General features: G+C 64.7%; 27 protein-coding genes. 20 read left to right on the forward strand and 7 right to left on the reverse strand.

Annotated elements, in window-relative coordinates; all coding sequences use genetic code 11:
* The first annotated feature begins 39 nt into the window (after window positions 1-39).
* Both V9L17_RS13625 and V9L17_RS13630 read left to right on the forward strand, forming a co-directional pair.
* Complete coding sequence (locus V9L17_RS13625) at window positions 40-621, forward strand: GlcG/HbpS family heme-binding protein (RefSeq protein ID WP_337351819.1); 582 nt, start codon at window positions 40-42, stop codon at window positions 619-621.
* 10 nt (window positions 622-631) lie between these two features.
* Complete coding sequence (locus V9L17_RS13630; protein ID WP_337351820.1) at window positions 632-1,339, forward strand: ankyrin repeat domain-containing protein; 708 nt, start codon at window positions 632-634, stop codon at window positions 1,337-1,339.
* Between the two features lie 93 nt (window positions 1,340-1,432).
* Here V9L17_RS13630 and V9L17_RS13635 read toward each other — a convergent pair whose 3' ends face one another.
* From V9L17_RS13635 to V9L17_RS13645, 3 genes are all read right to left on the reverse strand, one after another.
* A complete protein-coding gene (locus V9L17_RS13635; RefSeq protein ID WP_337351821.1) occupies window positions 1,433-2,629 on the reverse strand; it encodes an acetyl-CoA acetyltransferase in 1,197 nt (398 codons plus the stop codon).
* The gene (locus tag V9L17_RS13640) at window positions 2,626-3,312 is read right to left on the reverse strand and encodes a CoA transferase subunit B (protein ID WP_337351822.1); all 687 of its coding nucleotides are present in this window, start codon (window positions 3,310-3,312) and stop codon (window positions 2,626-2,628) included. The genes V9L17_RS13635 and V9L17_RS13640 overlap by 4 nt, the downstream gene beginning before the upstream one ends.
* Before the next feature lie 65 nt (window positions 3,313-3,377).
* Window positions 3,378-4,097 (reverse strand): CoA transferase subunit A, encoded by a 720-nt coding sequence (locus V9L17_RS13645; protein ID WP_337351823.1) that lies wholly within the window; start codon window positions 4,095-4,097, stop codon window positions 3,378-3,380.
* 191 nt (window positions 4,098-4,288) lie between these two features.
* Between V9L17_RS13645 and V9L17_RS13650 the strand changes: the two genes are divergently transcribed.
* Window positions 4,289-5,077, forward strand: a complete 789-nt coding sequence (locus V9L17_RS13650) for an IclR family transcriptional regulator (RefSeq protein ID WP_337351824.1) — start codon at window positions 4,289-4,291, stop codon at window positions 5,075-5,077.
* A 63-nt stretch (window positions 5,078-5,140) separates the two neighbouring features.
* Window positions 5,141-6,055, forward strand: a complete 915-nt coding sequence (locus V9L17_RS13655) for an NADP-dependent oxidoreductase (RefSeq protein ID WP_337351825.1) — start codon at window positions 5,141-5,143, stop codon at window positions 6,053-6,055.
* Between the two features lie 52 nt (window positions 6,056-6,107).
* Here the strand turns inward: V9L17_RS13655 and V9L17_RS21320 are convergent, their stop codons facing one another.
* From V9L17_RS21320 to V9L17_RS13665, 3 genes are all read right to left on the reverse strand, one after another.
* Window positions 6,108-6,350, reverse strand: a complete 243-nt coding sequence (locus V9L17_RS21320) for a DUF5655 domain-containing protein (RefSeq protein WP_443198042.1) — start codon at window positions 6,348-6,350, stop codon at window positions 6,108-6,110.
* A 6-nt stretch (window positions 6,351-6,356) separates the two neighbouring features.
* Complete coding sequence (gene nadE / locus V9L17_RS13660) at window positions 6,357-7,211, reverse strand: ammonia-dependent NAD(+) synthetase (protein WP_337351826.1); 855 nt, start codon at window positions 7,209-7,211, stop codon at window positions 6,357-6,359.
* A 95-nt stretch (window positions 7,212-7,306) separates the two neighbouring features.
* Window positions 7,307-8,299 carry a LacI family DNA-binding transcriptional regulator gene (locus V9L17_RS13665; protein WP_337351827.1) on the reverse strand — a complete coding sequence of 331 codons (993 nt, stop codon included), beginning with the start codon at window positions 8,297-8,299 and terminating at the stop codon, window positions 7,307-7,309.
* A gap of 281 nt (window positions 8,300-8,580) precedes the next feature.
* On the opposite strand from V9L17_RS13665, the gene V9L17_RS13670 reads away from it, so the two are divergent.
* The 15 genes from V9L17_RS13670 (at window position 8,581) to V9L17_RS13740 (ending at window position 24,063) form a co-directional block, all read left to right on the forward strand.
* On the forward strand, window positions 8,581-9,942 hold the full coding sequence (locus V9L17_RS13670) for an ABC transporter substrate-binding protein (RefSeq protein ID WP_337347010.1): 1,362 nt from the start codon (window positions 8,581-8,583) through the stop codon (window positions 9,940-9,942).
* Between the two features lie 6 nt (window positions 9,943-9,948).
* Window positions 9,949-10,962 (forward strand): carbohydrate ABC transporter permease, encoded by a 1,014-nt coding sequence (locus V9L17_RS13675; protein WP_337347009.1) that lies wholly within the window; start codon window positions 9,949-9,951, stop codon window positions 10,960-10,962.
* The gene (locus tag V9L17_RS13680) at window positions 10,959-11,888 is read left to right on the forward strand and encodes a carbohydrate ABC transporter permease (RefSeq protein WP_337347008.1); all 930 of its coding nucleotides are present in this window, start codon (window positions 10,959-10,961) and stop codon (window positions 11,886-11,888) included. Before V9L17_RS13675 ends, V9L17_RS13680 begins: the two co-directional genes overlap by 4 nt.
* A 2-nt stretch (window positions 11,889-11,890) precedes the next feature.
* On the forward strand, window positions 11,891-12,739 hold the full coding sequence (locus V9L17_RS13685) for a sugar phosphate isomerase/epimerase family protein (RefSeq protein ID WP_337347007.1): 849 nt from the start codon (window positions 11,891-11,893) through the stop codon (window positions 12,737-12,739).
* Complete coding sequence (locus V9L17_RS13690) at window positions 12,736-13,902, forward strand: Gfo/Idh/MocA family protein (RefSeq protein WP_337351828.1); 1,167 nt, start codon at window positions 12,736-12,738, stop codon at window positions 13,900-13,902. The genes V9L17_RS13685 and V9L17_RS13690 overlap by 4 nt, the downstream gene beginning before the upstream one ends.
* A gap of 4 nt (window positions 13,903-13,906) precedes the next feature.
* Window positions 13,907-14,812 (forward strand): sugar phosphate isomerase/epimerase family protein, encoded by a 906-nt coding sequence (locus V9L17_RS13695; RefSeq protein ID WP_337351829.1) that lies wholly within the window; start codon window positions 13,907-13,909, stop codon window positions 14,810-14,812.
* Window positions 14,813-14,816: 4 nt separating this feature from the next.
* Window positions 14,817-16,217, forward strand: coding sequence for a glucuronate isomerase (gene uxaC / locus V9L17_RS13700; RefSeq protein WP_337351830.1), 1,401 nt, complete (start codon window positions 14,817-14,819; stop codon window positions 16,215-16,217).
* Window positions 16,214-17,644, forward strand: coding sequence for a mannitol dehydrogenase family protein (locus V9L17_RS13705; protein ID WP_337351831.1), 1,431 nt, complete (start codon window positions 16,214-16,216; stop codon window positions 17,642-17,644). Before uxaC ends, V9L17_RS13705 begins: the two co-directional genes overlap by 4 nt.
* 5 nt (window positions 17,645-17,649) lie before the next feature.
* Window positions 17,650-18,879, forward strand: a complete 1,230-nt coding sequence (manD, locus tag V9L17_RS13710) for a D-mannonate dehydratase ManD (RefSeq protein ID WP_337351832.1) — start codon at window positions 17,650-17,652, stop codon at window positions 18,877-18,879.
* A 10-nt stretch (window positions 18,880-18,889) separates the two neighbouring features.
* Complete coding sequence (locus V9L17_RS13715; RefSeq protein WP_443198037.1) at window positions 18,890-19,495, forward strand: gluconokinase; 606 nt, start codon at window positions 18,890-18,892, stop codon at window positions 19,493-19,495.
* A gap of 61 nt (window positions 19,496-19,556) precedes the next feature.
* Window positions 19,557-20,813: an FAD-dependent oxidoreductase gene (locus tag V9L17_RS13720; RefSeq protein WP_337351833.1), complete on the forward strand. Its 1,257-nt coding sequence runs from the start codon at window positions 19,557-19,559 to the stop codon at window positions 20,811-20,813.
* 10 nt (window positions 20,814-20,823) lie between these two features.
* Window positions 20,824-21,396: an orotate phosphoribosyltransferase gene (pyrE, locus tag V9L17_RS13725; RefSeq protein WP_337347000.1), complete on the forward strand. Its 573-nt coding sequence runs from the start codon at window positions 20,824-20,826 to the stop codon at window positions 21,394-21,396.
* A gap of 105 nt (window positions 21,397-21,501) precedes the next feature.
* Complete coding sequence (locus V9L17_RS13730; RefSeq protein ID WP_337346999.1) at window positions 21,502-22,260, forward strand: GAF and ANTAR domain-containing protein; 759 nt, start codon at window positions 21,502-21,504, stop codon at window positions 22,258-22,260.
* Between the two features lie 87 nt (window positions 22,261-22,347).
* The gene (locus V9L17_RS13735; protein ID WP_337346998.1) at window positions 22,348-22,953 is read left to right on the forward strand and encodes a hypothetical protein; all 606 of its coding nucleotides are present in this window, start codon (window positions 22,348-22,350) and stop codon (window positions 22,951-22,953) included.
* A gap of 60 nt (window positions 22,954-23,013) precedes the next feature.
* Window positions 23,014-24,063 (forward strand): thioesterase domain-containing protein, encoded by a 1,050-nt coding sequence (locus tag V9L17_RS13740; protein ID WP_337346997.1) that lies wholly within the window; start codon window positions 23,014-23,016, stop codon window positions 24,061-24,063.
* Here V9L17_RS13740 and V9L17_RS13745 read toward each other — a convergent pair.
* Window positions 24,060-24,890 carry an HAD-IIA family hydrolase gene (locus V9L17_RS13745; RefSeq protein ID WP_337346996.1) on the reverse strand — a complete coding sequence of 277 codons (831 nt, stop codon included), beginning with the start codon at window positions 24,888-24,890 and terminating at the stop codon, window positions 24,060-24,062. The genes V9L17_RS13740 and V9L17_RS13745 overlap by 4 nt on opposite strands.
* A gap of 280 nt (window positions 24,891-25,170) precedes the next feature.
* Between V9L17_RS13745 and V9L17_RS13750 the strand changes: the two genes are divergently transcribed.
* Entirely contained in the window at window positions 25,171-26,214 is a 1,044-nt protein-coding gene (locus V9L17_RS13750; RefSeq protein ID WP_337351834.1) for a hypothetical protein, read from the forward strand.
* Window positions 26,215-26,227 lie beyond the last annotated feature (13 nt).

A 26,227-nucleotide genomic window follows, 5' to 3' on the forward strand; every position in this document is an offset into this window, starting at 1 on the left:
ACGCCAACCGAAATTCCATCTAAAACCAAGGAGAACACCGTGAAGAAGTCCACCACGTTTGCCGCCGCTGCGGCCGCAGGGGCCCTGCTGTTGACCGGAGGCCTGACCGCGGCAGCCAATGCCGGGGCCAGCCAGGCGGCTGTGCCAGCTGCGGTGCCTGCCGTCGACATCCCGCAGGCACCGGAGACCGTGGTGGCGCAGAACCGCATCACCGTTGGCGCTTCTTCGACTGCCGTCAGCGCAGCCCTGGCCAAGTGCCAGGCGGACAAGCTGCCGTTCGTCACGGTGGCCCTGGTGGACAGGTTCGGAACCGTCCAGGCGCTCCTGCGCGGGGACAACGCGGCTGAGCACACCATCGAAGCGGCCAAACAGAAGGCTTACACCGCCGCCGCCTTCGGTGCACCCACCAGTGAGTTGGCCAAGCGCATCAACGGCACCGGACCCAGCATCGCGGACCTCCCGGGCACGCTGTTCCTCGCTGGCGGAGTCCCCCTCAAGGTCAACGGTGTCTCAGTGGCAGGCATCGGTGTGGGCGGAGCTCCTGATGGCAACCTGGACGAAGCCTGCGCCACCGCCGGCGCCGAGGCCATCGCCGCAGCGGCGGCCGCCCCGGCCAAGTAGGCTCGGCTTCATGAGGCGGTTCAGGATGTTCATTCTGGCTGGTGCTGTGGCCGGATGCCTGACTGCGTGCCAGGCCGGCCCGGGTGAGCCGCAGCGAGTGGAGGCGCCGTCGTCGTCCGTCCTGGAAAGTCCTGCGCCACCAGTTACGGCCACCTCCACGCGGGCCGCAGCTCCGTCCGTTCCCAGCACGCAGGCCACCCCGCCAGCCCTATCTTCCGAAGCCCAGGCCTGGCTTGACCAAGAACTGATTGCCGCCGCGAAGGCCAACAACGCGGCACTGGTGCGGGAGCTGATCGGCCGGGGCGGAAACGTGAACGCCAAGGACGCCATCCAGGACTCCGCCTTCCTCTACGCCGGGGCTGAGGGATTCAACGAGGTGCTCCAGCTGACCCTGGCAGCAGGCGCGGATGTTGCGAGCACCAACCGGTTTGGCGGGACTGCGCTGATCCCCGCCAGCGAACACGGCCATGTGGAAACGGTCCGAATCCTCTTGGCCGCCGGCGTGCCCGTGAACCACGTGAACAACCTGGGCTGGACCGCCATGCAGGAAGCCATCCTGCTCAATGACGGCGGACCCAAGCAACAGGAGGTGGTCCGCCTGCTGCTGGAGGCCGGCGGGGATCCGAGCATCCGGGATCCGGAGGGCCGGACCGCCCTGGACAACGCCGAACGGCTGGGTTTTGTGGAGATCGCCAACCTGATCCGCGGCGGCGGTTGAAACAGCCCAGTTTTGGCCGGGTCGCCCGCAATTCACAGTGGCAGGGCGTGCACCAAGGCCTCAAAACTGGGCTGTTTCGAAGTCCGGCTTCTATTAGAGGGCCTCGAGCACGCTCACGTAGTTGGCAATGCCCACTCCGCCCATGTTCTGTACGGCCGCCCGGCGCGGATTCGCCAGCTGCATGTCGCCGGCCGTGCCGGCGAGCTGCATAGCGGCGATCACATGCTGGGACACGCCCGTGGCGCCCACGGGGTGGCCCTTGGCCTTGAGTCCGCCTGAGACGTTGACCGGCAGCTTGCCGTCTTTGAAGACCCAGCCTTCTTCAAGGGCACGGGCGCCCTGGCCGGTTTCGGTGAGCCCCATGGCCTCGTACATGAGCAGTTCGGCGATGGTGAAACAGTCGTGGACCTCTGCGAAATCCAGGTCCTCAAGCCCGACGCCGGCCATCGCCAGGGCGCGCTGCCAAGACACACGCGTGGCCTCGAAGGCCGTGGGATCGCGCCGTTCGGCCGGGAAGAAGCCGTTGGCGTGGCCGAACCCCGCAAGCCGCACCGGCACAGTAGCCCCGCCGGTTGGTGACGTTGAGAGCACGACGGCGGCGGCGCCGTCGGACACGGGGGAACAGTCTGTGCGGCGCAGGGGATCGGCCACCATGGGGTTCTTGTCCGAGACGGTGCGGCAGAAGTCCTCGCCAAGGTCCTTCCGGAGCTGGGCGTAGGGGTTGTCCACGCCGTTGCGGTGGTTCTTCGCGGCAATGCTGCCCAGGACGTCGCCCAGTTTTCCGTCCCCGCGTCCAAAGCGCTTGTCGTAGTGTTTCGCGACGTCGGCGAACAGGCCGGTGAAGCCGGTTGTGGAGGTCTGGCCGGCCATGTCGTAGTCCGCGCCAAGCAGCGCCGCACCCACCACGTCGGCGCCGGCATGGGTCATCTTCTCCGCGCCGATCACGAGGACCGTCTTCGCGGTGCCGGCGAGGAGGGCCTTGGTGCCCTGCTGGAACGCGGCCGAGCCGGAAGCGCAGGCGTTCTCGACGCGGGTGGCCGGGACGTTGGCCAGGTCCGGGGAGACCTGGAGCGCCAAGGATGACGGGAAGGCCAGCGGCATCATCCCGGAGTTGAACTGGCCGAGGTAGATCTCGTCTATCTGGCCCGCTTCAATGCCGGCGTTGGCGATGGCTTCGGTGGCCACCTGGACGATCAAGGACTCAAGGGTTTCGTCGGTGAGTTTGCCGAACCGGCTGTGGCCCCAGCCGGTGAGCAGGACATCCTTGCCGAACTGTTCCTTCAGGCTCATGCTGTGGCTCCTGCGTTTTCGAGCTGGACGTCGAATGCGGCCTCGGTCTTCGCACGGATTTCCTCAACGCTGACCCCCGGCGCAAGGCGCGTGAGCGTGAGTTGCCGCCCGCCGCCGTCGCCCGTTCCTCCTTCATTCTTCGGAAGGTCAAAGACGGCCAGGTCGCTGATGATCCGGTCCACGCAGCTGAGGCCCGTGAGCGGCAGCGTGCACTCCGTGACGATTTTGGCCGTGCCATCCTTGGCGTTGTGCTCGGTCAGGACCACCACCCGCGGGGTCCCGGCGACGAGGTCCATGGCCCCACCCATGCCCTTTACCATCTTGCCGGGGATGGTCCAGTTGGCGAGGTCGCCGTTGCCGGAGACCTGCATGGCACCGAGGATGGCGACTTTCACGTGGCCGCCACGGATCATGCCGAAGGACGTGGCGGAATCGAAGATGCTGCCGCCCGGCAACACGGTGACGGTCTGCTTGCCGGCGTTGATGAGGTCCGCGTCCTCTTCGCCGTCGTAGGGGAATGGCCCCATGCCCAGCAGGCCGTTTTCACTCTGAAGGATCACGCGGACGCCGTGGGGCAGGTTGTTGGCCACCAGCGTGGGAATGCCGATCCCCAGGTTGACGTAGTCGCCGTCGTTCAGTTCCTCGGCCGCGATGGCAGCCATTTCATCCCTGGTCCAGGCCATGGGTTTCTCCTCGGGTTCAAAGTTTGGGGGCTTGAGTGTTCGTACGCGCCGGACTGCGCGGAGGGCTAGGCGGGGACGGGCTCGGAGGTCCGGGAGCGGACGGTGCGCTGTTCGATGTCCTTGACGCGCACCGAAGCCTGGACCAGCCGCTGGACGTAGACGCCGGGAGTGACAACGTGGTTGGGATCCAGTGCCCCCGGCTCCACGATCACTTCTGCCTCCGCGATGGTGACCGCACCGGCTGTAGCGACAACCGGGTTGAAGTTTCGTGCGGTGAAGCGGTAAATCAGGTTCCCGTCCGTGTCTGCGGTGTGGGCATGGACCAGTGCGACGTCGGCGCGGATGGCGCGCTCCTGAACGTACGTTTCGCCGTCGAACTCTGCCAGCGGCTTGCCCTCGGCCACGAGGGTTCCCACTCCTGTCTTGGTGTAGAAAGCGGGAATGCCGGCGCCGCCGGCGCGGAGCCGTTCGGCCAGCGTGCCCTGCGGCGTGAACTCCACCTCAAGCAGGCCAGCGAGGTACCGCTCGGCGAACAGTTTGTTTTCGCCTACATAGGAGGCGATGACCTTGCGGACCTGGCCGGCTTCGATGAGCACCCCAAGGCCCTTGCCGTCCACGCCCATGTTGTTGGACACCACGGTCAGGTCCCGGACGCCCGAGTCACGGACAGCCTCGATCAGGTCAGCCGGGATGCCACTGAGGCCGAAGCCACCCACGGCGAGGGTGATCCCATCACGCAGGGCACCGTGCAGGGCGTCAGCGGCGCTTGAATTGAGTTTGGACATCTTTCTCCTCATTGAGAGTGCGTCTGCCAGGAATCCACTTTATGGACAACGGCTCTGGTTTCGAAGCGTACGGGGCTAAATCAGTGACTGTCAATCCACCAAAACCCGGAAAATGCCGCGGTTTTACAGTGTGGACTGTACGCTGGATGAAGTCCACAATATGGATGCATTGCCTGGCCGAAAGGACTTCCATGAACCAGAATCCCGTGCAGGGCGCGCAGGTTGTCAGCCGCATCGCCGGGCTGCTGCGCATCGCCGGCCGCAAGCCCGAGGGCAGCCCGCTGGTGGAGTTGGTGAAGGAGTCCGCCCTCACCCGACCCACTGTCCACCGTCTGCTGACCTCGTTGGCGGCCGAAGGGCTGCTGGACCACGATGCCCGTACCGGCAACTGGGTCCTCGGGCCCGAAATCCTGTTGATGGGGTCTGTGGCATCCGCGCGCTTCCCGCTTGAAGAGATCGCCCGGCCCAGCCTTCGCCGGCTGGCGGAAGAGACGGGGGAGAGTGCGTTCTTTTCCATCCGCCGGGGGGCGGAGACTGTCTGCCTGCTCCGGGAGGAAGGCAGCTTCCCGGTGCGCTCCTTTGTGCTCCACGAAGGAGTCCGGTTCCCGCTGGGCGTCGCCTCGGCCGGAACCGCGATCATGGCATTCCTGCCGGAGAACGAGCAGGAGCAGGTGCTGGCGCGCTGGGCTGACCATGCCGGCCCGTTCGCCGAGGCACACACAGAGGAGGTTGTCCGTGCCAGCCTTACCAGGACGCGCGAGACCGGATATTCGGTGAATCCGGGCCTGGTCCTGGAAGGTAGCTGGGGGATGGGTGCCGCCGTCTTTGACCAGTCGGGACGTCCCGCGTGGGCGCTTTCGCTCACGGGTATCGAACCCCGCTTCCGCGAAGACCGGCAGGAATTCCTCGGCCGGCTTTTGATGGAGGAAGCCCACCGCATCACCGGCAGGCTGGGTACGCCCGGGAAGGAACTGTTGTGACGGCCGCCGGGGCGTGCCTACGCTAGCGATAGAGTGCCGGACACCCCCTAAGGAGCCAGGGACATGAGCACCAATGTCTACTTCGAACACTACGGCGACCCGCAAGTCCTGAAAGTCGGGCCCCAGGAGCTACCGGACCCCGCCGACGGCGAGGTGCGGGTGGAGTTCCGGGCCATTGGCGTCAACCCGATGGACTGGAGGCTGGTGGCAGGACACCTCAGCAAAGTGGCGCCGCTGGAACTCCCCCAAGTGCCAGGCAGTGAAGCTGCCGGGGTGGTCACGGCGGTGGGCCCGGCGTTCGAAGGCTTCAGCGTGGGCGACGAAGTCATCTGGAACGGATTCACGGGCGGCTACCGGATGGAGGCCGTAGTGCCTGCCGAACAGCTCACACCGCTGCCCGCCGGCGTCGACTTTGAGCAGGCGGCCTGCATCCCGGTAGCCGGCGGCACCGCTTATTCGGCCTTGAAGCAGCTGGGTGTGGGCGAGGGCGACACGGTGCTGATCCACGCGGCGGCCGGGGGAGTGGGTTCCGCAGCAGTCCAGATTGCCCAAGCCTTCGGCGCCCGGGTGATAGGCACGGCGTCGGAAGCCAACCAGGACTACCTGCGCGAGCTGGGCGCGGAGGCCGTAACTTACGGTCCGGGACTGGTGGAGCGCGTGAGGTCAGCCGCCGAAGAGGCAGGTCCAGTCACTGCCGTGCTGGACGCTGTAGGGACAGAGGAATCCGTGGCTGCCACGGTGGAACTGCTTCCGGACCGGACCCGGGCGGTCATCACGGCGCCCGGCAAGCATTCACAGGAAGCCGGAATCGCCGCAGTGCAGCAACAGGAGGGGCGCATCATGGAAGTGGCGACGCTCGCAGCGGAAGGCCTGATCACGTTCACCATTGCGCACCGGTTGCCGCTGGTCGAGGCTGCCGACGCGCTGGAACTCAGCCGTACCGGCCACGGGCACGGCAAGATCGTCCTGCTGCCCTAGGTTCCTGATCCTTGGAACCCCGGCCGTTCAACGCGTTCCCGGTCCAACGTCATCATGGGCTTCGACCAGCCACGCCTCGATGCTCCACTTGCCGCGGGAGATCGATGGCCACTTCCAGTCGCCCGGAGACGATGAATGCCGAGGCGAAGACGCGCCGGTCCGCCCACGCCACCTCCGTGCGGTGGACCCGCTCCTCGCACTCGCCGGCGGCAAGGACCATAGCCCGGAACCGGCGGAAAAGTTCGACGGCGGCCGGCGGATTTCCCGCGAGGTAACGGTCGACGTCGTGCGCCAGGCCCGCCTAGAGGCCTGCCCGGGGTTCCTCGGGGCCCTCGTGCTTCCACCAGGTGTCGAAGATCGTGACGGGGACGGTGCGCTTGTGGCGGGTGCGCAGGTACTTTTCTTCGATCTTTTCGGCTACCTCGTCCGTCACGTCCCGGCCCTCGAGGTAGTCGTCGATCTGGTCGTAGCTGAGGCCCAGTTCGTCCTCGTCGGTGCGCCCGGGCTTGCCGTCCAGCAGGTCTGCGGTGGGCACTTTCTCCCAGACACGGGCGGGGGCTCCGAGCTCGGCCAGAAGTTCACGGTTCTGGCGCTTGTTCAGGCCGAAAAGGGGCAGGATGTCCGCGCCGCCGTCGCCATACTTGGTGAAGAAGCCGGTGACTGATTCGGCGCCGTGGTCGGTGCCGATGACCAGGTAATTGTGCTCGCCGGCCAGCGCGTACTGGGCGATCATGCGGGTGCGGGCCTTGGTGTTGCCCTTGTGGAAATCGGAAATCCCGTTGCCAACGGACTTCTCGAACTCGTCCTCGAAGCCGTCTACGGCAGCTGAGATGTTGAAGGTCCACTCGGTCTTGGCCTGGATGAAGTCCAGTGCCGCCTGGGCGTCGTCCTCATCGTGCTGCACGCCGTATGGAAGGCGGACCGCCACGAAGTTCGCCTCCACGCCCTCGGCTTCCAGCTCCTCGACGGCCAGTTGGGCCAGGCGTCCGGCCAGCGATGAGTCCAGGCCCCCGGAGATACCCAGGACAAAGCCCTTGGTGTGGGTTGCCTTGAGGTAGTCCTTGAGGAAAGTCACGCGTTTGCGCACCTCCCCCACGGGATCGATCCGGGGCTGCACGCCCATTTCTTCAACGATTCTGGCCTGGAGTTCGCGCATGTGTCCCAGCCTAGCCAGCGGTGTCAATATGGCTCAACTGTGTCCGCCCCGGGCCGCGCACGCGATTGACGCCCACTGCCGGTTCAGCACCCGCGTTACTGCGCCCCCGGCGCCGGTCCCGTGGAGCCACGGACCGTGAGGTGGGTGGGCATGACGGCAAGCCTCCTCGTCGTTCCACCTTGGAACGGATTCAGCTGGGACAGGAGCATCGAGACGGCAACGCGGCCTGCCTGCTCGATCGGCGAGGAAATTGTTGTCAGCGGCGGGTTGCAGAAATCTGCACCGAAAATGTCATCGCATCCAATGATGCTCATGTCTTCAGGGACTCGGATGCCCCTTTCCCGCAGCCGTTGCAGCATGCCGATGGCCAGCAGGTCATTGAAGGCAATGCACGCCGTGGCACCCGTGCGCACCGCAGCGTCCGCGGCGGCTGCGCCGGAGGTAGTTTTCGGAATGTAAGGCCCGATCCTGTGGATCTCCAGTCCCCGCTGGGTTGAGTCCTCCTCAAAAACCTTCCAACGCCTTGAATTGGACCAGGATGTGGGCGGGCCGCTGACGTAGCAGACCCGCTGATGGCCAAGTGAGACAAGATGCTCCAAAGCCTGGATCATGGCGGATGGCGTATCGATGACCACGCTTGGCGCATCCGCTGACGCACGGTTGATAGTCACCAGTGGCTGGGATCCGGAGACCTCGGCAAGTTGCGCATCCGTTAGGCGTGAGGCCGCCAGGACGAAGCCGTCCGCCGACCGCCGCAGCTTGTGAAGTGCTTCGAGTTCCATCTCGTTGGACTCCTCGGTGTCCACCAGGAGTTGGGTGAGGCCTGCGGCCTTGAGCTGGTGCTGGGTCCCCCGGATGATGTCGAAGTAGAAGGGGTTGGTAATGTCCGGTACCAGGACAGCTACCGTGTTGGTGCGGCCCGAACTGAGGCCGCGTGCCTGCGAGCTGGGGACATAGTTGAGCCGGGAGGCGGCCTCTTCGATGCGCTCCCTGGTGTGTCGGTTGACGCGGTCCGGCTTGGACAGCGCGCGGGAGACGGTAGAGGTGGCAACGCCCGCGAGTTCGGCGACGTCCCTGATCGTGGGCATTTTCTCGGAAGTCTCCCGCCCTGGTGGTCGCTCTTCCGGGGAATCCCTGATTGCAGAGCCCATGGGGGTCCTTTCCTTGTTGCCTGCTCAAAGAGTGCATGGGTTCCGATCCTGCAGGCTCTCCGTTGCTATGGCCGATGGCTCAATAAAAACATCATTGGCAACTTTTGGCAACCGCTTGCCGCAAGCGTTGCATGATCCCTAGACTGAGGTTCGAATCGCCCGCAGTGATGTTCGCCACATGACGGTGTGGCCATGTGGGCGTCCCAGAGGAGAAAACAATGAGGTTTAGATCGTCTACCGGGATTGCGGCAGTCGCTGCGGCTGCAGCATTGGCCCTGACCGGCTGTGGGGCCGGCTCCGGAACCACATCCAGTTCAACAAACGCAGACGGAAAAGTGGACGGAACCGGGAAGACGCTCAATGTCCTCGTCGGTGTCCTGCCTCAGTACCCGGAACAGCAAAAACAATGGCAGAGCGATATCGCGGCCAAGTTCAAGGCCGAAACCGGGGCGGACGTGAAGTTTGAAACATTCGCCTCGGCCAACGATGAACTCACACGCATCCAGACTTCCGTGGTTTCGGGCCAGGGGCCGGACATCTACGGGCTTGGTACCACGTTCACGCCCACTGCTTTCGCCACCAAGGCCTTCGTGACCCTCTCCGATGACGACTGGAAGAAGGTGGGCGGCAAGGACCGCTTCAACCCTGCCACTCTCGGCATCTCCGGCCCGGATGAGGACAATCAGGCAGGTATTCCGTTCGTCAGCCGCCCCTTCGTGATGGCGTACAACAAGGACTTGCTGGCGGCCGCCGGGATTGAAAAGCCCGCCACCACCTGGGACGAACTTGCTGAGCAGGCGAAGAAAATGACCAAGGACGGGACGTACGGGCTCGCCACCGGTTACAAGGACAACTTCGATCCCTGGAAGTTCATTTGGGCCATGTCCGTCCAGGCCGGCAACCCGATCGTTGACGGTGACAAGCTCAAACTGGACGATCCTGCTGTCAAGAAGGCCTACGAAACGTACTTTGGCTGGTTGACCAAGGACAAGATCGTGGACCCGGCTTCCGTTGGCTGGAGCAACAGCAATGCGGTGGCCGCCTTTGCCAGCGGCAAGGCCGGATATCTGATGATGACCACCTCAAGCTCCATTCCCACCCTTAACAACTCGGCCATAGCCGGGAAGTTCGAGTACGCACTGATGCCCACCACCGCGCCGGGGAAATCAAGCCCCCAAGGCGATGGAGACGAGGCCGCGAGCATCCTCTCAGGAGACAACCTGGTGGTGGCGGACTACTCCAAGGAGAAGGACCTCGCTTTCGCGTACATCAAGCTGATCACCTCCAAAGAGGAGCAGCTGAATTACCAGAAGATCTTCGGCGACCTTCCGGCCAATGCCGAGGCCCTGGCCGCCCTGAGCGAACCGACCCTGAAGCCCATCGCCGATGCTGCTGCGAAATCCAAGGCGACGCCGTTCACAGGCGCTTGGGGAGACATCCAGCTTGGCCTGCTGAACGTTACAGTCCAGTCCATCCCGGATCTTGCAAGCGGCAAGCTCGACAGTTCAACGCTCGAGGCCCGCATCAAGGACGCCCAGACCAAGGGCCAGGCGTCCCTTGACCGGGCCGCCAAAGGATAACTCCCCATGTCTACTGACGCCTCCAACGAAGTCCGGCTTGTGGCGGAGTCCGCCGCAAGCCGGGCCTCCCGGACAGCCGCCTCCATAGCGGGTCCGCCACCTGCCGGCGAAAGCAAAGGCCGCCGCAAAGGCCTGAGTGAACGCAACCGCCCCCTGTGGATGCTGATTCCCGGCGGGACCCTGATGATCATCATCATCGTGGTGCCCCTCATTCTGGGCATCTACATGTCCACCCTCAACCTGGACCAGTACACGCTCCGCCGCTGGATCAGCTCACCGTTCATCGGCGTCGAGAACTTCGTCGAGGCGCTGACGTCCTCGCCCCTGCTTCACGCGACCTGGCTGAGCGTCAGCTACTCCCTGCTGGCCATGGTCATCACCCTGCCGCTTGGCATTGCCGCCGCAGTCGCCACGCAGAACGCCTTCAAGGGCCGCGCGGTGGTCCGGTCCATCTTCCTCATCCCGTACGTGCTTCCGTCCTTTGTGGTTGCCACGGTCTGGCGCACCATGTTCCAGCCGGACGGCATCGTGAACAAGGCCTTGGGAGCCGTGGGTATCGATGGTGGCCTGTGGCTGAACGGGCCCCAGACTTTCTGGACGCTGGTATTGGTCCAGATCTGGGCTTCCTGGCCCTTCATCTACCTGCTTGCCCTGTCAGGGCTGCAGGCTGTGGACCACGAGGTGCATGAGGCATCGGCCCTTGACGGGGCTCTGTGGTGGAACAAACTCCGCTACGTCATCTTCCCGTACCTGAAGGGGCCACTCTCACTCGCGTTCCTGATCGGCATGCTGCACCACATCAACAACTTCACGCTTCCGTATGTGCTGTTCGGTGTTCCGGCTCCGGCCGACGTCGAGGTACTTCCGATCCTCACCTACGTCACCAGCTTCCAGAGCTTCCGCTTCGGGCTGAGCGCTGCCATGGCCTTCGTTTCCCTGGTGTTGATCGCCATTCCGCTGTTTGTCTACCTGCGTGCCGTCAAGCTCGACGACGCCGAGTCACCGGGAGCCAAGAAATGAGCACCTCCACCGCAACCAAGCGCCGCAATGCCGCCGCTGCAGCTGCAGTGTCCCGTCCGGGTTCCTTCCGCCAGCATGAAGTAACCCGGCTGCTGCCCGGTCCGATGCTCGCCATCATCCTGGTTTTCCTCGGTGCCTTGGTCCTGATCCCCGTGCTGTATATCTTCCTTGCCTCGGTCAACTCGGACATCGGTGTGGCCAACGGCGAATTCTGGCCCTCAAGCTTCACGCTTGAGAACTACTCGAAAATCTGGACCAGTGTGGGACTGGCCACCGGGCTCGCCAACAGTGTCCTCGTGGCAGGAGCAACGGCCGTTGTTTCTGCGGCTCTGTCCGTTTCCACCGCATTCGTCCTGGTCCGCTACAGTTTCCGGGGCCGCCTTACCATCCTGCGCGGGCTCCTGGCCCTTCAGTCGGTACCGGGAACCCTGATGGTGCTCCCCGTATTTGTGCTGTTCTCTTCGGCCGCAACGTACCTGGGCATCCAGGTCATCGGAACACAGTGGGGACTGTTCGTCACCTACCTGACATTCGCCATGCCGTTCTCCACTTGGGTCATGGTCACCTACCTTCGCGGGCTGCCCCGCGAACTGGAGGAAGCGGCGCGGATTGACGGTGCCAGCAACCTCGGCGTCTTGTTCAAGATCATCCTGCCGCTGAGTTGGCCCGGCATTGTGGTTTCCGGCATCTTCGCCTTCCTGCTGGGCTGGAACGACGTCCTGTTCGCATCCGTGATGACCAGGCCGGAAAGCCAGACCGCCGCCGTGGCACTGCAGATCTTCGGCGCTTCACAGGAAGGCGGCGCTATCCCGTTCTACGGCCAGATGATGGCAGCCGCCCTGGTCTGTGCCGCACCAGTAGTCATTCTTTACCTGATTTTCCAGCGTTATCTAGTTGGCGGGCTCACCGCCGGAGGAGTTAAGTAACCATGGTTCCAGCCACCCAGGCCCCGTGGGCCCTGTCGGGATTCGGCGATGAGATCGACGACGACCCGGCTGTGCAGATCGCAGTGTTGCAGGCCCTTGGGGCGAACCACATCGAGGTGCGAAGCGCGTGGGGCACCAACATCGTGGACCTTTCCGATGACCAGCTCGCGGCCCTGGCCAAGCTGCTTGAAGAGAAGGACATGCTGGTCTCCGCGATCGCGTCACCAATAGGCAAAGTGGACGTCAGCCTCCCGGTGGAACATGAAGTGACCCGCCTGCGCCGTGCCGCCAAAGCCGCCAAGGTCCTTCGGGCCAGGTACATCCGGATCTTTTCCTTCTACTACGGCGAATCCGTTCCAGTGGACAGCATCCGCGATGCCGTCATCGAACGGATGAGCGCACTGGCGGCGGTAGCCGAGGAAGAAGGCGTGATCCTGCTGCATGAAAACGAGAAGGACATCTTCGGTGACGTTCCGGACCGTGTGCTGGACATCATTGAAACCGTGAACTCACCCGCGCTGAAAGTCGCCTGGGACGCTGCCAACTTCGTGCAGGTCGGAGTAAAGCCGTTTGACGAGGCCTACGCAAAGCTCCGCCCCTACCTGGAGTACCTGCAGGTCAAAGATGCCTTGTTCGCCAACGGACACGTGGTTCCTGCCGGGGAGGGCGACGGCGATCTTCTACGCACCGTTGAGGCGCTCAAGGCTGACGGCTACACGGGCTTCGCATCCCTGGAGCCGCATCTGGCCGGCGCGCATGGCCTCGGAGGGTTCTCCGGTCCCACCGCTTTTGGCATCGCCGCCCGGGCGTTTGCCAAAGTCACCGCAGAAGCAGGAGTCCAGACAGCATGAACGACCCGTTGAAGATTGCCATCACCGGTTGCGGCGTCATCGGCCGCACGCACGCAGTTGCCCTGCAGGAGTTTCCGGAGACGAGCATCGTGGCGTTGATCGACGCCCTCCCGGACGCAGCCGACTCGCTTGCGGACTTTATCGAAGCCAGCGGGCGGCCCAGACCGACGGTGCACACGTCCATCGAGGAGGCTTTGGGCGCAGCCGACATCGACCTGGTGGCGCTGGCCACGCCCAGCGGACTGCACATCCAGCAGAGCCTGGAAGTTTTGGCTGCCGGCAAGCATGTGGTCATTGAAAAGCCGCTGGACGTGGACCTGAGCCGCGCCCAGGAGATCGAAGCTGCGGCAAACGAAGCCGCACGCAGCGGCGTGGTCGCTTCCGTCATCAGCCAGCACCGTTTTGACCAGGCGAGCGTTGCCGTTGCCGACGCCGTCGCCAAGGGCCGGTTTGGCCGGCTCACGTCCGCGATCGCCTCGGTCGCGTGGTGGCGCGGGCAGAACTACTACGATTCCGGTGACTGGCGCGGCACGTGGTCCATGGACGGCGGTGGAGCCCTGATGAACCAGGGCGTACACACGGTCGACCTGCTGCTGTGGTTTATGGGAAGGCCGGTCGAGATCCATGCCCATACGGCCCGCCTGGCTCACGAACGGATCGAGGTCGAGGACACCGCAGTTGCCACTGTGACGTTTGAGAACGGCGGCCTTGCAGTCCTGCACGCCACTACTGCCGCCTACCCGGGACTGACAGTAAGGGTCCAGTTGATGGGTTCGGAAGGCTCCGCGGTGGTGGACAACGACCAGCTTCAGTACTTCCATGCCAAGGACGCTGGCGGAGCCTCGTCGGACATGGGGCTGCAAGGAGGAGGAAACCAGGCCCAGGAGGAGCTGGCCAAGTATCCCGAGGAGGACTATGAGGCCAAAGATCCGACGGTGTATCCGGCAGGGCACATCCGGCAGTACCGCGACATCCTTGGGGCCGTTGCCGAGGGCCGCCAGCCCGGAGTGACTGTCACTGACGCCGTCAATGCCCTGGCCACCGTGCGCGCCGTCTACATATCGGCCACGCTGAACCAGGCTGTCCTGTTTGAAGACGTCCTGGCGGGGAAATACAACGACCTAGAAGTCCGAACTGGCACCACGCCGACAGAAAGCGCCTGACCAGATGAAATTCTCAGTATTCACGGCCTCCACACCCGACTGGACTCCGGAAGTAGCCGCTGCCACCCTGGCTGCCCAGGGATGGGACGGCATCGAGTGGCGGATCACGGACCAGGCGGAGGCGTCTGTACCCGGTTTCTGGGCCGGCAATAACGCAACCATCCCGCTGACCGGCCTCGAAAACAACCTGGAGTGGGTTGCCGGCATCACCCGCGACGCCGGCCTGGAGTTCTCGGGCATCGGCGGCTACGCGCGATGCGATAACCACGACGACGTCGAACGTATGCTGGCGGCCACTGCCGCCTTGGGTGCCGGCCAGGTCCGCGTCACCACGCTTCCGCTCGGAACCGCGGGCTGGGGGGACGAAGAGCCCAGCGGAATTCCTTACCCTGTCCTGTTTGAGGAAGCCCGGCGCGATTTCGAATGGATAGCCGAACGGGCAGCCCACCACGGCGTGAAGGCCTTGGTGGAACTCCACCATCGCACCATCACGGCGTCGGCATCATCAGCCCGCCGGCTGCTGGAGGGCCTGGACCCCAAGCATGTGGGGGTAATTCATGACTTGGGCAACCTGCTGATCGAAGGCCAGGAAGACTACCTTCCCGCCTTTGAGTTGCTGGGGGAATATCTGGCACACATCCATGTCAAAAATGCCGTGTGGATTCGCCAGGATGCGCCCGACCCGTCCGGCGCCGCAGTCTTCCGGAATGAGTGGGCGCCGCTGCAGTCTGGACAGGGCAGCGTCCTGGAGTACTTCAAGGCACTGGCGGCACATGGCTACGACGGCTGGGTTACAGTGGAGGATTTCTCAACAGAGCTTCCACTGGCCGAACGTACTGCCGGCAACCTTGACTACGTGCGGCGCACGGCGGCGATCGCCGGGCTCACCGCCGGCGCCGGGGCACGTTGAGACCATGTCATATTCCGTAGCAGCGCATCCCGACCGGCTCCTCCCTGCCGAACCCGGCGTAAGGGAGATAGCCCGGTCCCTCTATAACCGCGTGGCGGGCCTCCCCATCATCTCCCCCCACGGACATGTGGACGCAGTCACTATTGAAGAAAACCTGCCCTTCCCCGATCCCGCCGCTCTCCTGGTGACGCCGGACCACTACGTGACCCGCCTCATCCACGCCGGTGGAATCGCGATGGACAAGTTAGGACTCGGCGGCCAGACGTCAGACTCCCGCGAGATTTGGCGCAGTTTCTCTGCCGCCTGGCCCCAGTTCGAGGGAACCGCGTCCGGCTACTGGCTCCGGCAGGAATTCGAGCACGTCTTCGGACTGCACGAGGAGCCCACCGAGGAGAACGCCGACAGGATCTACGACATGATCTCGGCCAAGCTAGGCGAACCAGGGTTCCGGCCGCGGGAGTTGTTCAAGGAGTTCAACATCGAGGTGCTGGCCACCACGGATGATCCGCTGGACTCGCTGGACAGCCATGCTGCATTGGCCGCCGACCCTGCCTTCGCTGGCCGCGTCCTGCCTACCTTCCGTCCCGACCAGTACCTCAACATCGCCCATCCAGCGTGGCAGGACAATGTGGAACGCCTCATCGCCGCGGGCTCCGGGGCTGCCGGATACACCGGATACATTGAGGCCCTGGAATCAAGGCGGCGCCATTTCGTGCAACACGGCGCGGTGTCCGCCGACCACGGCGTCCGTACCCCGGCCACCCTCAAGCTGGACCCCTCCGACGCGGGGCGGCTGTTCGAGCGCGCCCGTGCGGGGAAAGCCACACCGGAAGACTGCGAGGCCTTCGAAGCCCACATGATCTACCAGATGGCCAGGATGTCAGTGGAAGACGGGTTGGTCATGACCCTACATCCGGGTTCCTACCGCAACCACCACGGCCCCACGTTCGAGGCCTTCGGCGCGGACACGGGGCACGACATTCCGTTCGCCGTGAACTACACCGAGGCCATCCGGCCGCTGCTGCAGGACTTTGGCACCGCCAAGGACTTCCACCTGGTGCTGTTCACTTTGGACGAGACCGTGTTCTCCCGGGAATTGGCGCCGCTGGCAGGTTTCTATCCGTCCGTGTATATCGGAGCCCCCTGGTGGTTCCTGGACGCGCCCGATGCGATGCTGCGCTTCCGTTCCGCAGTGACGGAAACGGCCGGTTTCTCACGATCCTCCGGGTTCATCGACGATACGCGGGCGTTCTGCTCCATCCCGGCACGCCACGACACGTCGCGCCGGATCGAAGCCGCCTTCCTGGCGCGCCTGGTGGCCGAGCACCGGATCAGTGAAGAGCGCGCGCACGAACTTATCGTGGATATCGTGGATGCTTCCCCGCGAAGGGTGTTCAAGCTGTGAGCGCAGTGCCCGTCCTTAACCGGGCGCTCACCGGCCTTCCCAAAGCGCCGGTGCGGATTGTCCATCTTGGCCTCGGGGCATTCCACCGGTCACACGAGGCGTGGTACACCCAGCACGCCGGTGACGGACCCGAATGGGGGATCGCCGCATTCACGGGGCGCAGGCCTGACGCAGCCCTGGCGCTTGCGGCACAGGACGGCCTCTTCACCCTGATTGAGCGCTCAGGCAACGGGGACAGTTTCGAAATCATCGGCAGTGTTTCCGAAGCGGTGGACGGCGCCGACGTCGGGCGCCTCCGGGACATGGTCTCAGCGCCGGAAACCGCGATGGTCACGCTGACCATCACCGAAGCCGCGTACGGACTGGACTCCAACGGCCGCTTTGACGCAGGCGCTCCTGGGTTTGCCGGCGATCTCACGGTCCTGGCCGGCGATGGCGGTACCGGCGAAAGCCCGGCCACTCCGCTTGGCCGGCTCGTTTCAGCCCTCGCCGCCCGCAAGGAAGCTGCTGCCGGGCCGATCGCCGTTGTCAGTTGCGACAACCTGTCCGGCAACGGAGAAGTCGCCCGGCGTTCGATCATGGGACTCGCCGAGGCCTGGGACGGGGAGCTTGCCCAATGGATCGGTGCGAACGTCAGTTTCGTCAGCACTTCCGTCGACCGCATCACCCCCCGGACCACCGACGCCGATATTGCCCGGGTGCAGGATTCCTGTGGCTACCGGGACACCTCGCCTGTGGTCGCAGAGCCTTTCCGGGACTGGGTAATCAGCGGGAATTTCCCGAAGGGCAGGCCACGCTGGGAAGACGCCGGTGCCGTCCTGGTGGACGACATCGAACCGTACGAAAACCGCAAACTGTGGCTGCTGAACGGAGCGCACTCCCTCCTGGCCTATGCCGGTCAGTTGCGTGGGCACACCACGGTGGCCGAAGCGCTCGAGGATCGGCTCTGCCGGGACGCGGTGGAGGCCTTCTGGGATGAGGCCGCACAACATCTGCCCGACGAAAACCTGCATATACCTGAATATCGGGAGGCACTGGTCGCCCGTTTCGGCAACGCACGGATCGCGCACCATCTGTCCCAGATCGCTGTGGATGGGTCCACCAAGCTTCGCATGAGGGCCTTGCCGGTCCTGGCAGCCGAAAGATCCCGGGGGCGCTCCGGTGCCGGCAGCGCCATGATGCTGGCGGCCTGGATCGACTATGCGGCCGCCAACGAAAAGCTCCAGGACCCGCTGTCCGAGGCCATCGGTGCGGCGAACGGGGCCCATGGCCTCGATCGGGTGGCCGCCCTCCTCAACCTCGTCAGCCATGGGCTCGGCGACGACGAACAGACCGTTGCCCTGGTAGCCGGCCTGTGCGGCACCTTCTCCAAGAACGCCACTACAACCACAACCGCCGCCCGCCTGATTTCTGGAAGGAACAGCTGAACTTCATGAAGATTGTCGCAGCAGAAGTATTCGTAACAAGCCCATCCCGTAACTTCGTAACCCTCCGGATCACCACGGAGGACGGGGTGACCGGCATCGGCGACGCCACCTTGAACGGGCGCGAGCTTGCCGTTGCCGCGTATCTGAAGGAGCACGTCGCGCAGCTGCTGATCGGCAAGGACCCGCACCGGATCGAAGATACTTGGCAGTTCCTGTACCGGTCCTCGTACTGGCGCCGCGGGCCGGTCACCATGGCCGCGATCGCCGCAGTGGACATGGCACTGTGGGACATCAAAGGCAAAATGGCGGGCATGCCGGTGTATCAGCTGCTGGGCGGGGCGTCCCGGAACGGGTTGCGCGCCTACGGCCACGCGTCCGGCGCCGACATCGAGTCGTTGTTCGATTCGGTCCGGGAGCACCTGGAGCTGGGCTACAAGTCCATCCGTATCCAGACCGCCGTTCCGGGCATCAAGGCCGTCTACGGGGTGGCCGCCCAGGCGCAGGCCTCCGGCGAGCGCTACGATTACGAGCCCGCCGGCCGCGGCGCGTTCCCGGTGGAGGAGGACTGGGACACCCGGGCCTACCTGCGCCACCTGCCCACCGTGTTCGAAGCAGTCCGGAACGAATTCGGCCCGGAAATCCCGTTGCTGCATGACGGCCACCACCGCATGACCCCCATCCAGGCCGCCAAGCTGGGAAAGGCCCTGGAACCGTATGACCTGTTCTGGCTTGAGGACTGCACCCCGGCCGAAAACCAGGAGGGCCTGCGGCTGGTCCGGCAGCACACCACGACCCCGCTGGCCATCGGGGAAATCTTCAACACCGTGTTCGACTACCAGACCCTGATCAAGGAACAGCTGATCGACTACGTCCGCGCCGCCTCCACGCACTTTGGCGGGATCTCCCCTTTGAAGAAGGTGATGGACTTCGCCGCGCAGTACCAGATCAAGTCCGGTTTCCACGGCCCCACCGACATCTCTCCGGTGGGTTTCGCCGCGCAGCTGCACGTGGGCCTGGCCATCCACAACTACGGCATCCAGGAGTACATGCAGCACTCGGACAAGACCAACGAGGTCTTCGAGCAGTCCATGACCTTCGTGGACGGCTACCTGCACCCGGGCGACAAGCCCGGCATCGGCGTCGAATTCAACGAAGAGGCAGCAGCGGCCTACCCGTACCAGCAGGCCTACCTGCCCTACAACCGCCTCGTTGACGGCACCGTCCATGACTGGTGAGGCAGTGGACATGACAAAGCATCGCATCATCGTCATGGGCGTCTCGGGTTGCGGCAAGACCACGATAGGTGACCTGGTGGCCCGTGAGCTGGGCGTCCCGTTCCTCGACGGCGACTCGCTCCACCCGGTGGAGAACGTCGCCAAGATGGCTGCCGGAACGCCGCTCACGGACGAGGACCGGTGGCCGTGGCTCGCTACGGTGGGCAGTGAGCTCGCGGCCGCCGGGAACGGCGGACTGGTACTCGCCTGCTCGGCCCTGCGCCGCAGCTACCGCGACGCCATCCGCGCCCAGGCGCCGGATACCATCTTCCTGCACCTGCACGGCAGCAAAGAGGTGCTGGGGGCCCGGACGGAAGGGCGCACCGGCCACTTCATGCCCCCGGCCCTGCTCGATTCACAGCTGGCCACGTTGGAACCGCTCGACGCCGACGAAGCCGGCATCGTCGTCGACATCGCCTCCCCGGTGGACCAGGTGGTGGCCGACGCATTGGTGGGCGTCGCAGCTGCGGAGCGTGCCGCCGTCGGAAGCTCGCCCCGCGGTGCCATTGGCACCGCGGGGCCACAACAGCAAGTGCCAGGGAAAACCGAACTTCCAGGCCAGGTGCTTGGTGGCTGAGGACACGCAAACGGGCATTCTCCCGTATCCGCCGTGACGCCCCCCGGCGTAGCGTTGGGGCATGGAACAGACGGGGTGCGCTGTTGTAGGCGGAGGGCCTGCGGGCATGATGCTGGGTCTGCTGCTGGCTCGGGCCGGGGTGGAGGTCACCGTACTCGAGAAGCACGGCGACTTCCTGCGGGATTTCCGCGGCGACACCGTGCATGCGTCCACCATCAGGCTGATTGACGAACTCGGGCTGGGCGACGCATTCCGCAGGCTCCCGCAAAGCCGGCTGAACAGCGTGGCTTTCCCCATCCCCGGCGCCGGCATGGTCACCATTGGCGATTTCGCATCACTGAAGCCCCCTTACAACTACATCGCCATGATGCCTCAGTGGGACTTCCTGAATTTCCTGGCCACCGAGGCGGCGCGCGAACCCTCGTTCACGCTCCTGATGGAGCATGAAGCAACGTCGTTAATGTTCGACGGCGGGCGCGTCGCCGGTGTCCGCTACCGGACGCGGGCCGGGACGGAAGGGGAACTGCATGCGGACCTCGTTGTGGCTACGGACGGGCGCCATTCCGTGCTGCGCCGGGCCGCCGACCTGCAGCCCAAGGAGTATCCGGTTCCTTTCGACACCTGGTGGTTCAAGCTCCCGCGCCACGCTTCGGAGAAAGGCGCAGTGGCGGGCATCGTTCCGGCCTTCCGGGACCGCGAAGCCATGATCGCGCTGTTCCGCGACGACTACTACCAAATGGGGTACCTCGCCCCCAAGGAAGACAGCGCCAGGATCCGCTCCGAGGGCGTGGACCGTTTCAGGGAACGCGTCGCCGCGTTGCGCCCGGACCTGGCGGATCGGGTGGACGCCATCCGTTCGCTCGATGACCTTCACTGGTTGGATGTGCGGCTGGACCGGCTGCGGCGCTGGTACGTGGACGGGCTGTTGTGCATTGGCGACGCCGCCCATGCGATGTCTCCGGTAGGTGGCGTGGGCATTAATCTGGCCATCCAGGATGCGGTGGCGGCGGCGGACCGGCTGGCTCCGGCACTCCTGGGCGGGCGCGTCACGGCGGAGGATCTCGCTGCCGTTCAATGGCGGCGCCGGATGCCCACCGTGATTGTCCAGACAGTCCAGCGCATCATGCACCGGGTAGTGTTCGTCCCGTTGTTCGCCGGAAGAACGCCCGGGCCGCCGCCGGCACTGCTGTTCGTTCTCCGGCATGTCCCGAGGATGCGGGGGCTCCTTCCCCGGCTCATAGCGTTCGGACCACGGCCTGAACACGCGCCTGGCTTTGCCCGCCGGCACCAGCCACGGGGCACGCACGGAAACCACTAAACTGGAGACCATGACTCCCCCTCTTGACGCCACTGCTGCACGCGCCCGCCTCCTTGAACTCATTAAGGAGCTCGCCGTCGTCCGCGGCAAGGTGATCCTTTCCAGCGGAGCGGAGGCCGACTACTACATCGACCTGCGCCGCATCACTTTGCACCACGAAGCCTCCAAGTTAGTAGGCCAGGTCATGCTGGCACTGGCGGACGACGCCGGCATCGACTTCGAGTGCGCCGGCGGACTGACCATGGGTGCTGACCCCGTGGGCACCGCCGTGATGCACGCCGCGGTTGACGCCGGCCGGACGGTTGACGCCTTTGTGGTCCGTAAGGCGCAGAAGTCCTACGGGATGGGCCGCCAGGTCGAGGGCCCGTCCGTCGACGGGCGGAAAGTGCTGGTACTGGAGGACACGTCCACCACCGGCGGCTCGGCGCTCACCGCAGTTGAGGGCGTCCGCAAGGCCGGCGGCAACGTTGTGGCTGTGGCTGTCATCGTGGACCGCGACACCGGAGCCAAGGAAAAAATCGAAGCCGAGACCGGCGTGCCGTACCTTTTTGCCTTCGGCAAGGACGAACTGGGTCTTTCCTAGTTCTAATCCGGCCGGCACCCGCCTAAACTGGTGCCGGCTGGACTGGCGCTGGGGGTCGTCCTAGTATTTGCTCAACCCTCTTCTGCAGCTATTGGAGAACGCGCCATGCTCCCACCGGAACTCCCTTTGAACACCACCGAGCAGGTCCAGAACCTCATCCTGGACAGCGCGGATTTTGAGCAGTTCCTCAACGAGCTGGCAAGGTTCTCAGCCCACCAGGTGGCAGGGGACGGCGACGACGCCCTGTGCGGCATCACCCTGCTGCGCGACCGCAAGGCCGCAACCATCGGCTGGAGCAGCGATTCCGCCCGTGAAGTGGATGAAATCCAGTACTCACTGTCGCAGGGCCCGTGCCTGACTGCCGCCGAAGAGGAACGCGAAGTGAACGTCCCGGACCTGTTCGAGGAGGACCGCTGGGGTCCGGACTACGCCAATGCCGTGGCATCCCACGGGCTGCGCTCCGTCCTCTCCCTGCCGTTCAACCTCCAGGGCGAAGCAAAGGCAGCACTGAACCTCTATTCGGACGTACCGCACAAGTTCGACGAACGCGCGGCGGCCAAAGCTAGGGGCTATACGAGGGAAATTTCGCAGGCCTTGCGCCTCGCCGTCAGGTTTTCCCTGCACACCGACAGCGCCGCCAACCTGCGCGCAACCCTGGAATCCCGCACCATCATCGACATCGCCGTAGGGATCGTGATGGCCCAGAACCGCTGCAGCCAGGACGCGGCCGTCCACATCCTCACTGAGGCGTCCAGCAACAGCAACACCAAGCTGCGCGATATCGCCAAGTCCTTGGTGGATTCCGTCGGCGGGTCCGGCACGCGCACGCATTACCAGGAACCGGGACAAGCCCAGGCGGGCTAGGCCCGCATGGCTTGTGCCGGGGTGGCTGGAAGGATACGCTTGCCAAGGTTGAGCCGTCGGCCATAGACACCCTTATTTGGAGTACCTATGGACCGCAAATTACACGCCCTCGCTACGCGTGACGTTCTCACCGACACCGTCCGGATCGATATCCGGGGCAGCCTCAATGAGGAATCCCGCCCAGCACTTGTGCAGATGATCCGACGCGTTCGGGATATGGGTATCCCTTCACATGTCCACGTTGACCTCTCCAGGGCCGCCTTCGTGGAATCATCAGCATTAGCTGGCCTCCGGAGCGATCTCAACGCCATCGACGGGGCCACGCTTCCGGGCCTGGCCAGTGGCGGTGTTTCGCTGGTTCTCACTCAGTCCTCCGACGCGGCCCCGCTGGAGGATGGCGTCAACGAGCTGTCGCTGGCCATTACCGACGAGCTCACTGAGGGCTTCGCTGACGGCGGCCAAGGGGAGGCTCCCGCGCCCATCGACGCACTGTTCGGCCGGCCCTTAGCCGAGTATTCCGACGACGAACTCCTCGCCGCCAGTGATTCGATCTTTGCGCTTCTTGATGAGCCGGAAGCATTCGCCGGCTCGGACCTGCTGGCCCGCTACAACGAAATCGGCTGCGAGTTGTCGCGGCGGAACCCGTTCGGAGGCCTGTACGACCCAGCCAGGGAGGGCCAGGCCGCCAGCTGACGCCGGAGGCCTTGCCCCGGGAGTTGCAGCAGCGGCTTCCGCTGTGCGTACGGTAGAGATGTGCCGTACAGGGGGGAAGCAGATCCGCAAGGACAGCCTGAACAGCCGGGAACTGACCATGCCCGGCTGCTGGCCGACGCCGCCAGGCTTAGGGAATTCTCCCGGCGGGGATTCCTTTGGGGCGCAGGAGCCTCCGCCTTGCTGGCCGGGGATATGCTGCTCACCCGCCGGGTCCAGTTGGAGCGGCGGGTCAACCGGATCCTGGAGGTGCCGGACGACTTCGCCGACGCCTACTACCCGGATGCCAGCTGGTTCCTGTTCCCGGGCTATAAGACCAGCTGGGAAGAGGCACAGTGGATCCTCAACGCCCTCCGCGGGGCGCTGAACAAGCGCGGCAAGCTGGCCGCCGTCGGGTATTCAAACCAAGGGCTGGACATCGACGAACTGGTCATTGCAGTCATTGAGCACGTCCGGGCGAAAAAGCTCACCAAGCTGTTTTTTTACGGCCACAGCTTCGGCGGCATGGTGGCCACGCAGGTCGCTGCAAGGCTCCGTGAACTCCACGGTGTGGAAGTGGCGTTCATCCTGCTTGACTCCAGCCCGTACAGCAAGCACGACGTCCTGGACCAGAGCTGGTTCGACGGCGTGGTGTTCCTCTATGAGCGGGGTTTCCGCGTGCCGTCCGTGCTGCGCGGCGGCTACGAGCTGGGGGAGCGGGTGATCCACAAGGACGAACGGAGCTGGCGCCAGATCCTGGACCAGACGTGGGAACAGCTGTCCCCGATCGCGCCGTCCAGTGTGCTCATCCAGTCGGAGTCCGCCTACATCTACCACTTCGACGGACTCCGGTTCGTGGAGAAGCTGGGCGGGACGAAGATGGCCTATATCGGCAACCCCCGGGACCAGACTGTGCGTTACCAGACGGCACTGGAAGCCTGGCAAGCGGCCTTCCGTTCCAACATGGTCTCCACCAACCTCCAAACGGAGGGCGCCCGGCCGGCTCACGCCAGTCCGGGCTGGAATCCCGCCGTATACAGGGCCGTTGTGGAACAACTCATGAACGAGTTCTTCCCCCTGCCCGGCGGGGGATCCCGCGTGTCGGTCTTCTAGATCTGGTTCTTCAGCTCCGCCACGGAGGTCAGGACCTGGTTCGGCCTGAACGGGTAGGAGGCGATGTCTTCCCGCTGGGTGATTCCGGTCAGCACCAGGACCGTGTGCAGGCCCGCCTCCATGCCCGCGATGATGTCGGTGTCCATCCGGTCACCGATCATGGCAGTGGTCTCGGAATGGGCATCGATCTGATTCATCGCCGACCGGAACATCATGGGATTCGGCTTGCCCACGACGTACGGTTCCCGGCCGGTGGCCTTGGTAATGAGGGCAGCGATGGCACCTGTCGCGGGCATGGGGCCGTCCTTGGACGGGCCGGTGGCGTCAGGGTTGGTGGCGATAAAGCGTGCGCCGGCCAGGATCAGGCGGATGGCCATGGTGATGGCTTCGAATGAGTACGTCCGGGTTTCGCCGAGCACCACAAAGTCCGGGTCTTGGTCGGTGAGGATGAAGCCGGCCTCGTGCAGCGCCGTCGTCAGTCCAGCCTCGCCGATGGTGTAGGCCCGGTTTCCGGACCCTGAGCCGCGTACCTGGTCCTTCAGGAACTGCGCGGTGGCCAGCGCAGACGTCCAGATGTTCTCCTCCGGAACCTCCAGCCCGGACGCGCGGAGCCGCGCGGCAAGGTCGCGGGGAGTGAAGATGGAGTTGTTGGTCAGCACCAGGAACCGCTTGGAGGTGTCAACCCAGCGCTGGATCAGTTCAGCCGCGCCGGGGACAGCCTGGTTTTCATGGACCAGGACGCCGTCCATGTCCGTCAGCCAGCACTCGATCTCCTGCCCGCTTCGGTAAACCGCGGGTGATCCCTTGACCTCGTCTGTTTTTGCCATGCTTTTCCTCCAACGCCGATGTGCCTTGTCCGGGCTACAGTCTGTCATTCTTCAGGCCACGGAACACGTGAGGCCTGGGAAATGACGACGGCGCGCGAACGCTTTGGCCGTCCGGCCCATCGGCTAGGCTCGTAGAGGCGCCACGGTGCCCAACAGCTGCGGATCGGGGGATGTTCGCGGCAGTTGTTGTGCCGGCCTGCGCCGGCAGGTCCCCGACGTCGGAAATCACCGGGCACCGCGGGAACCGCAGGATGCCTGCCAGCACCTGAAAGGGACCGCCATGAGCAACAACTACAGCGCGCCACCACCACCGCCCAGGGACGCCGAGGACAACCCCCGGGCTCCGCAGCCCGGCCAGCAGCATTCCCAAGGTCCGTACCCGGGCCAGCAGTACCCGGGCAACGAAGACACGCAGGCACGGTACCCGGGCCAGCAGTACCCGGGCCAATACGCGCAGCCGTCGGCTCCGCAGCCGCCCGACAGCAACAAAAAGACGCTGTTCATCATTCTGGGAGCTGTTGCCGCGGTCGTGATCGTGGCCCTCGTAGCAGTGTTTGCCTGGGTGATCCCCACTTTCGCAAAGCCCCAGTCCCAGGACACTCTGCCTCCCGTGGCGACGTCCCAGGCCGCCGAGGAAAGCGCCGCGCCGGAGGAGTCCGCCACGCCGTCGGATGCCACCGCTGACGATGTTCCGGCCGGAGCCATTCCGCTGCCGCCAGGCTGGGCCGACCTGAAGGGGCCGGCGACTGTTCCGGCCGAGGGCGACGCGCTCTTCAGCCGCTTTGTCACGGGGGAATCATCCTTCCAGTACCCCACGTCGTGGACCCTCGATGACACCTTCGGGATCACCACAGACCCCACCACCGGCACGCCCATGCAGCAAAAAGCGCAGGGCACGGAGGAACGGGACGGGGACGGCATCGCCCTGGCCTACGCCTTCTTTGCGGAGGCCGAAGAGGGCAAGTACGGCAAGGAGCCCGAAAAGGTCCAGGGCGCCATCAAGGAGATCGAGGCGAAGTTCAAGGCCATGCCCGCGGCCGAATTGCCGCAGCACCTGGTGGGCCACCGATGCACCAGCAACTTTGAAACCACAACGCCCGAAATCCGGGAGTTCCGCCGGACTGCCGCCGTCGTGATCGGCTTTACCTGCCTGAACGCCCGCGGAGAAACCATCCAGGCCGTCAACCTGTTTAGTGTCACCCCATGGGGCACGCCGCAGATGGTGGGCGTCAGCGGCCACTCGACGTACTGGGAAGCGAACCCTGACCAGCTGGAGCTGATCGCCAACTCCTACCGCGCCAACCGCTGGAAACTCGAGGGCTGACCCCCGCTAGAGT

Origin of the sequence: Pseudarthrobacter sp. CCNWLW207 (genome assembly GCF_037203945.1) — a bacterium.
Lineage (GTDB): Bacteria > Actinomycetota > Actinomycetes > Actinomycetales > Micrococcaceae > Arthrobacter.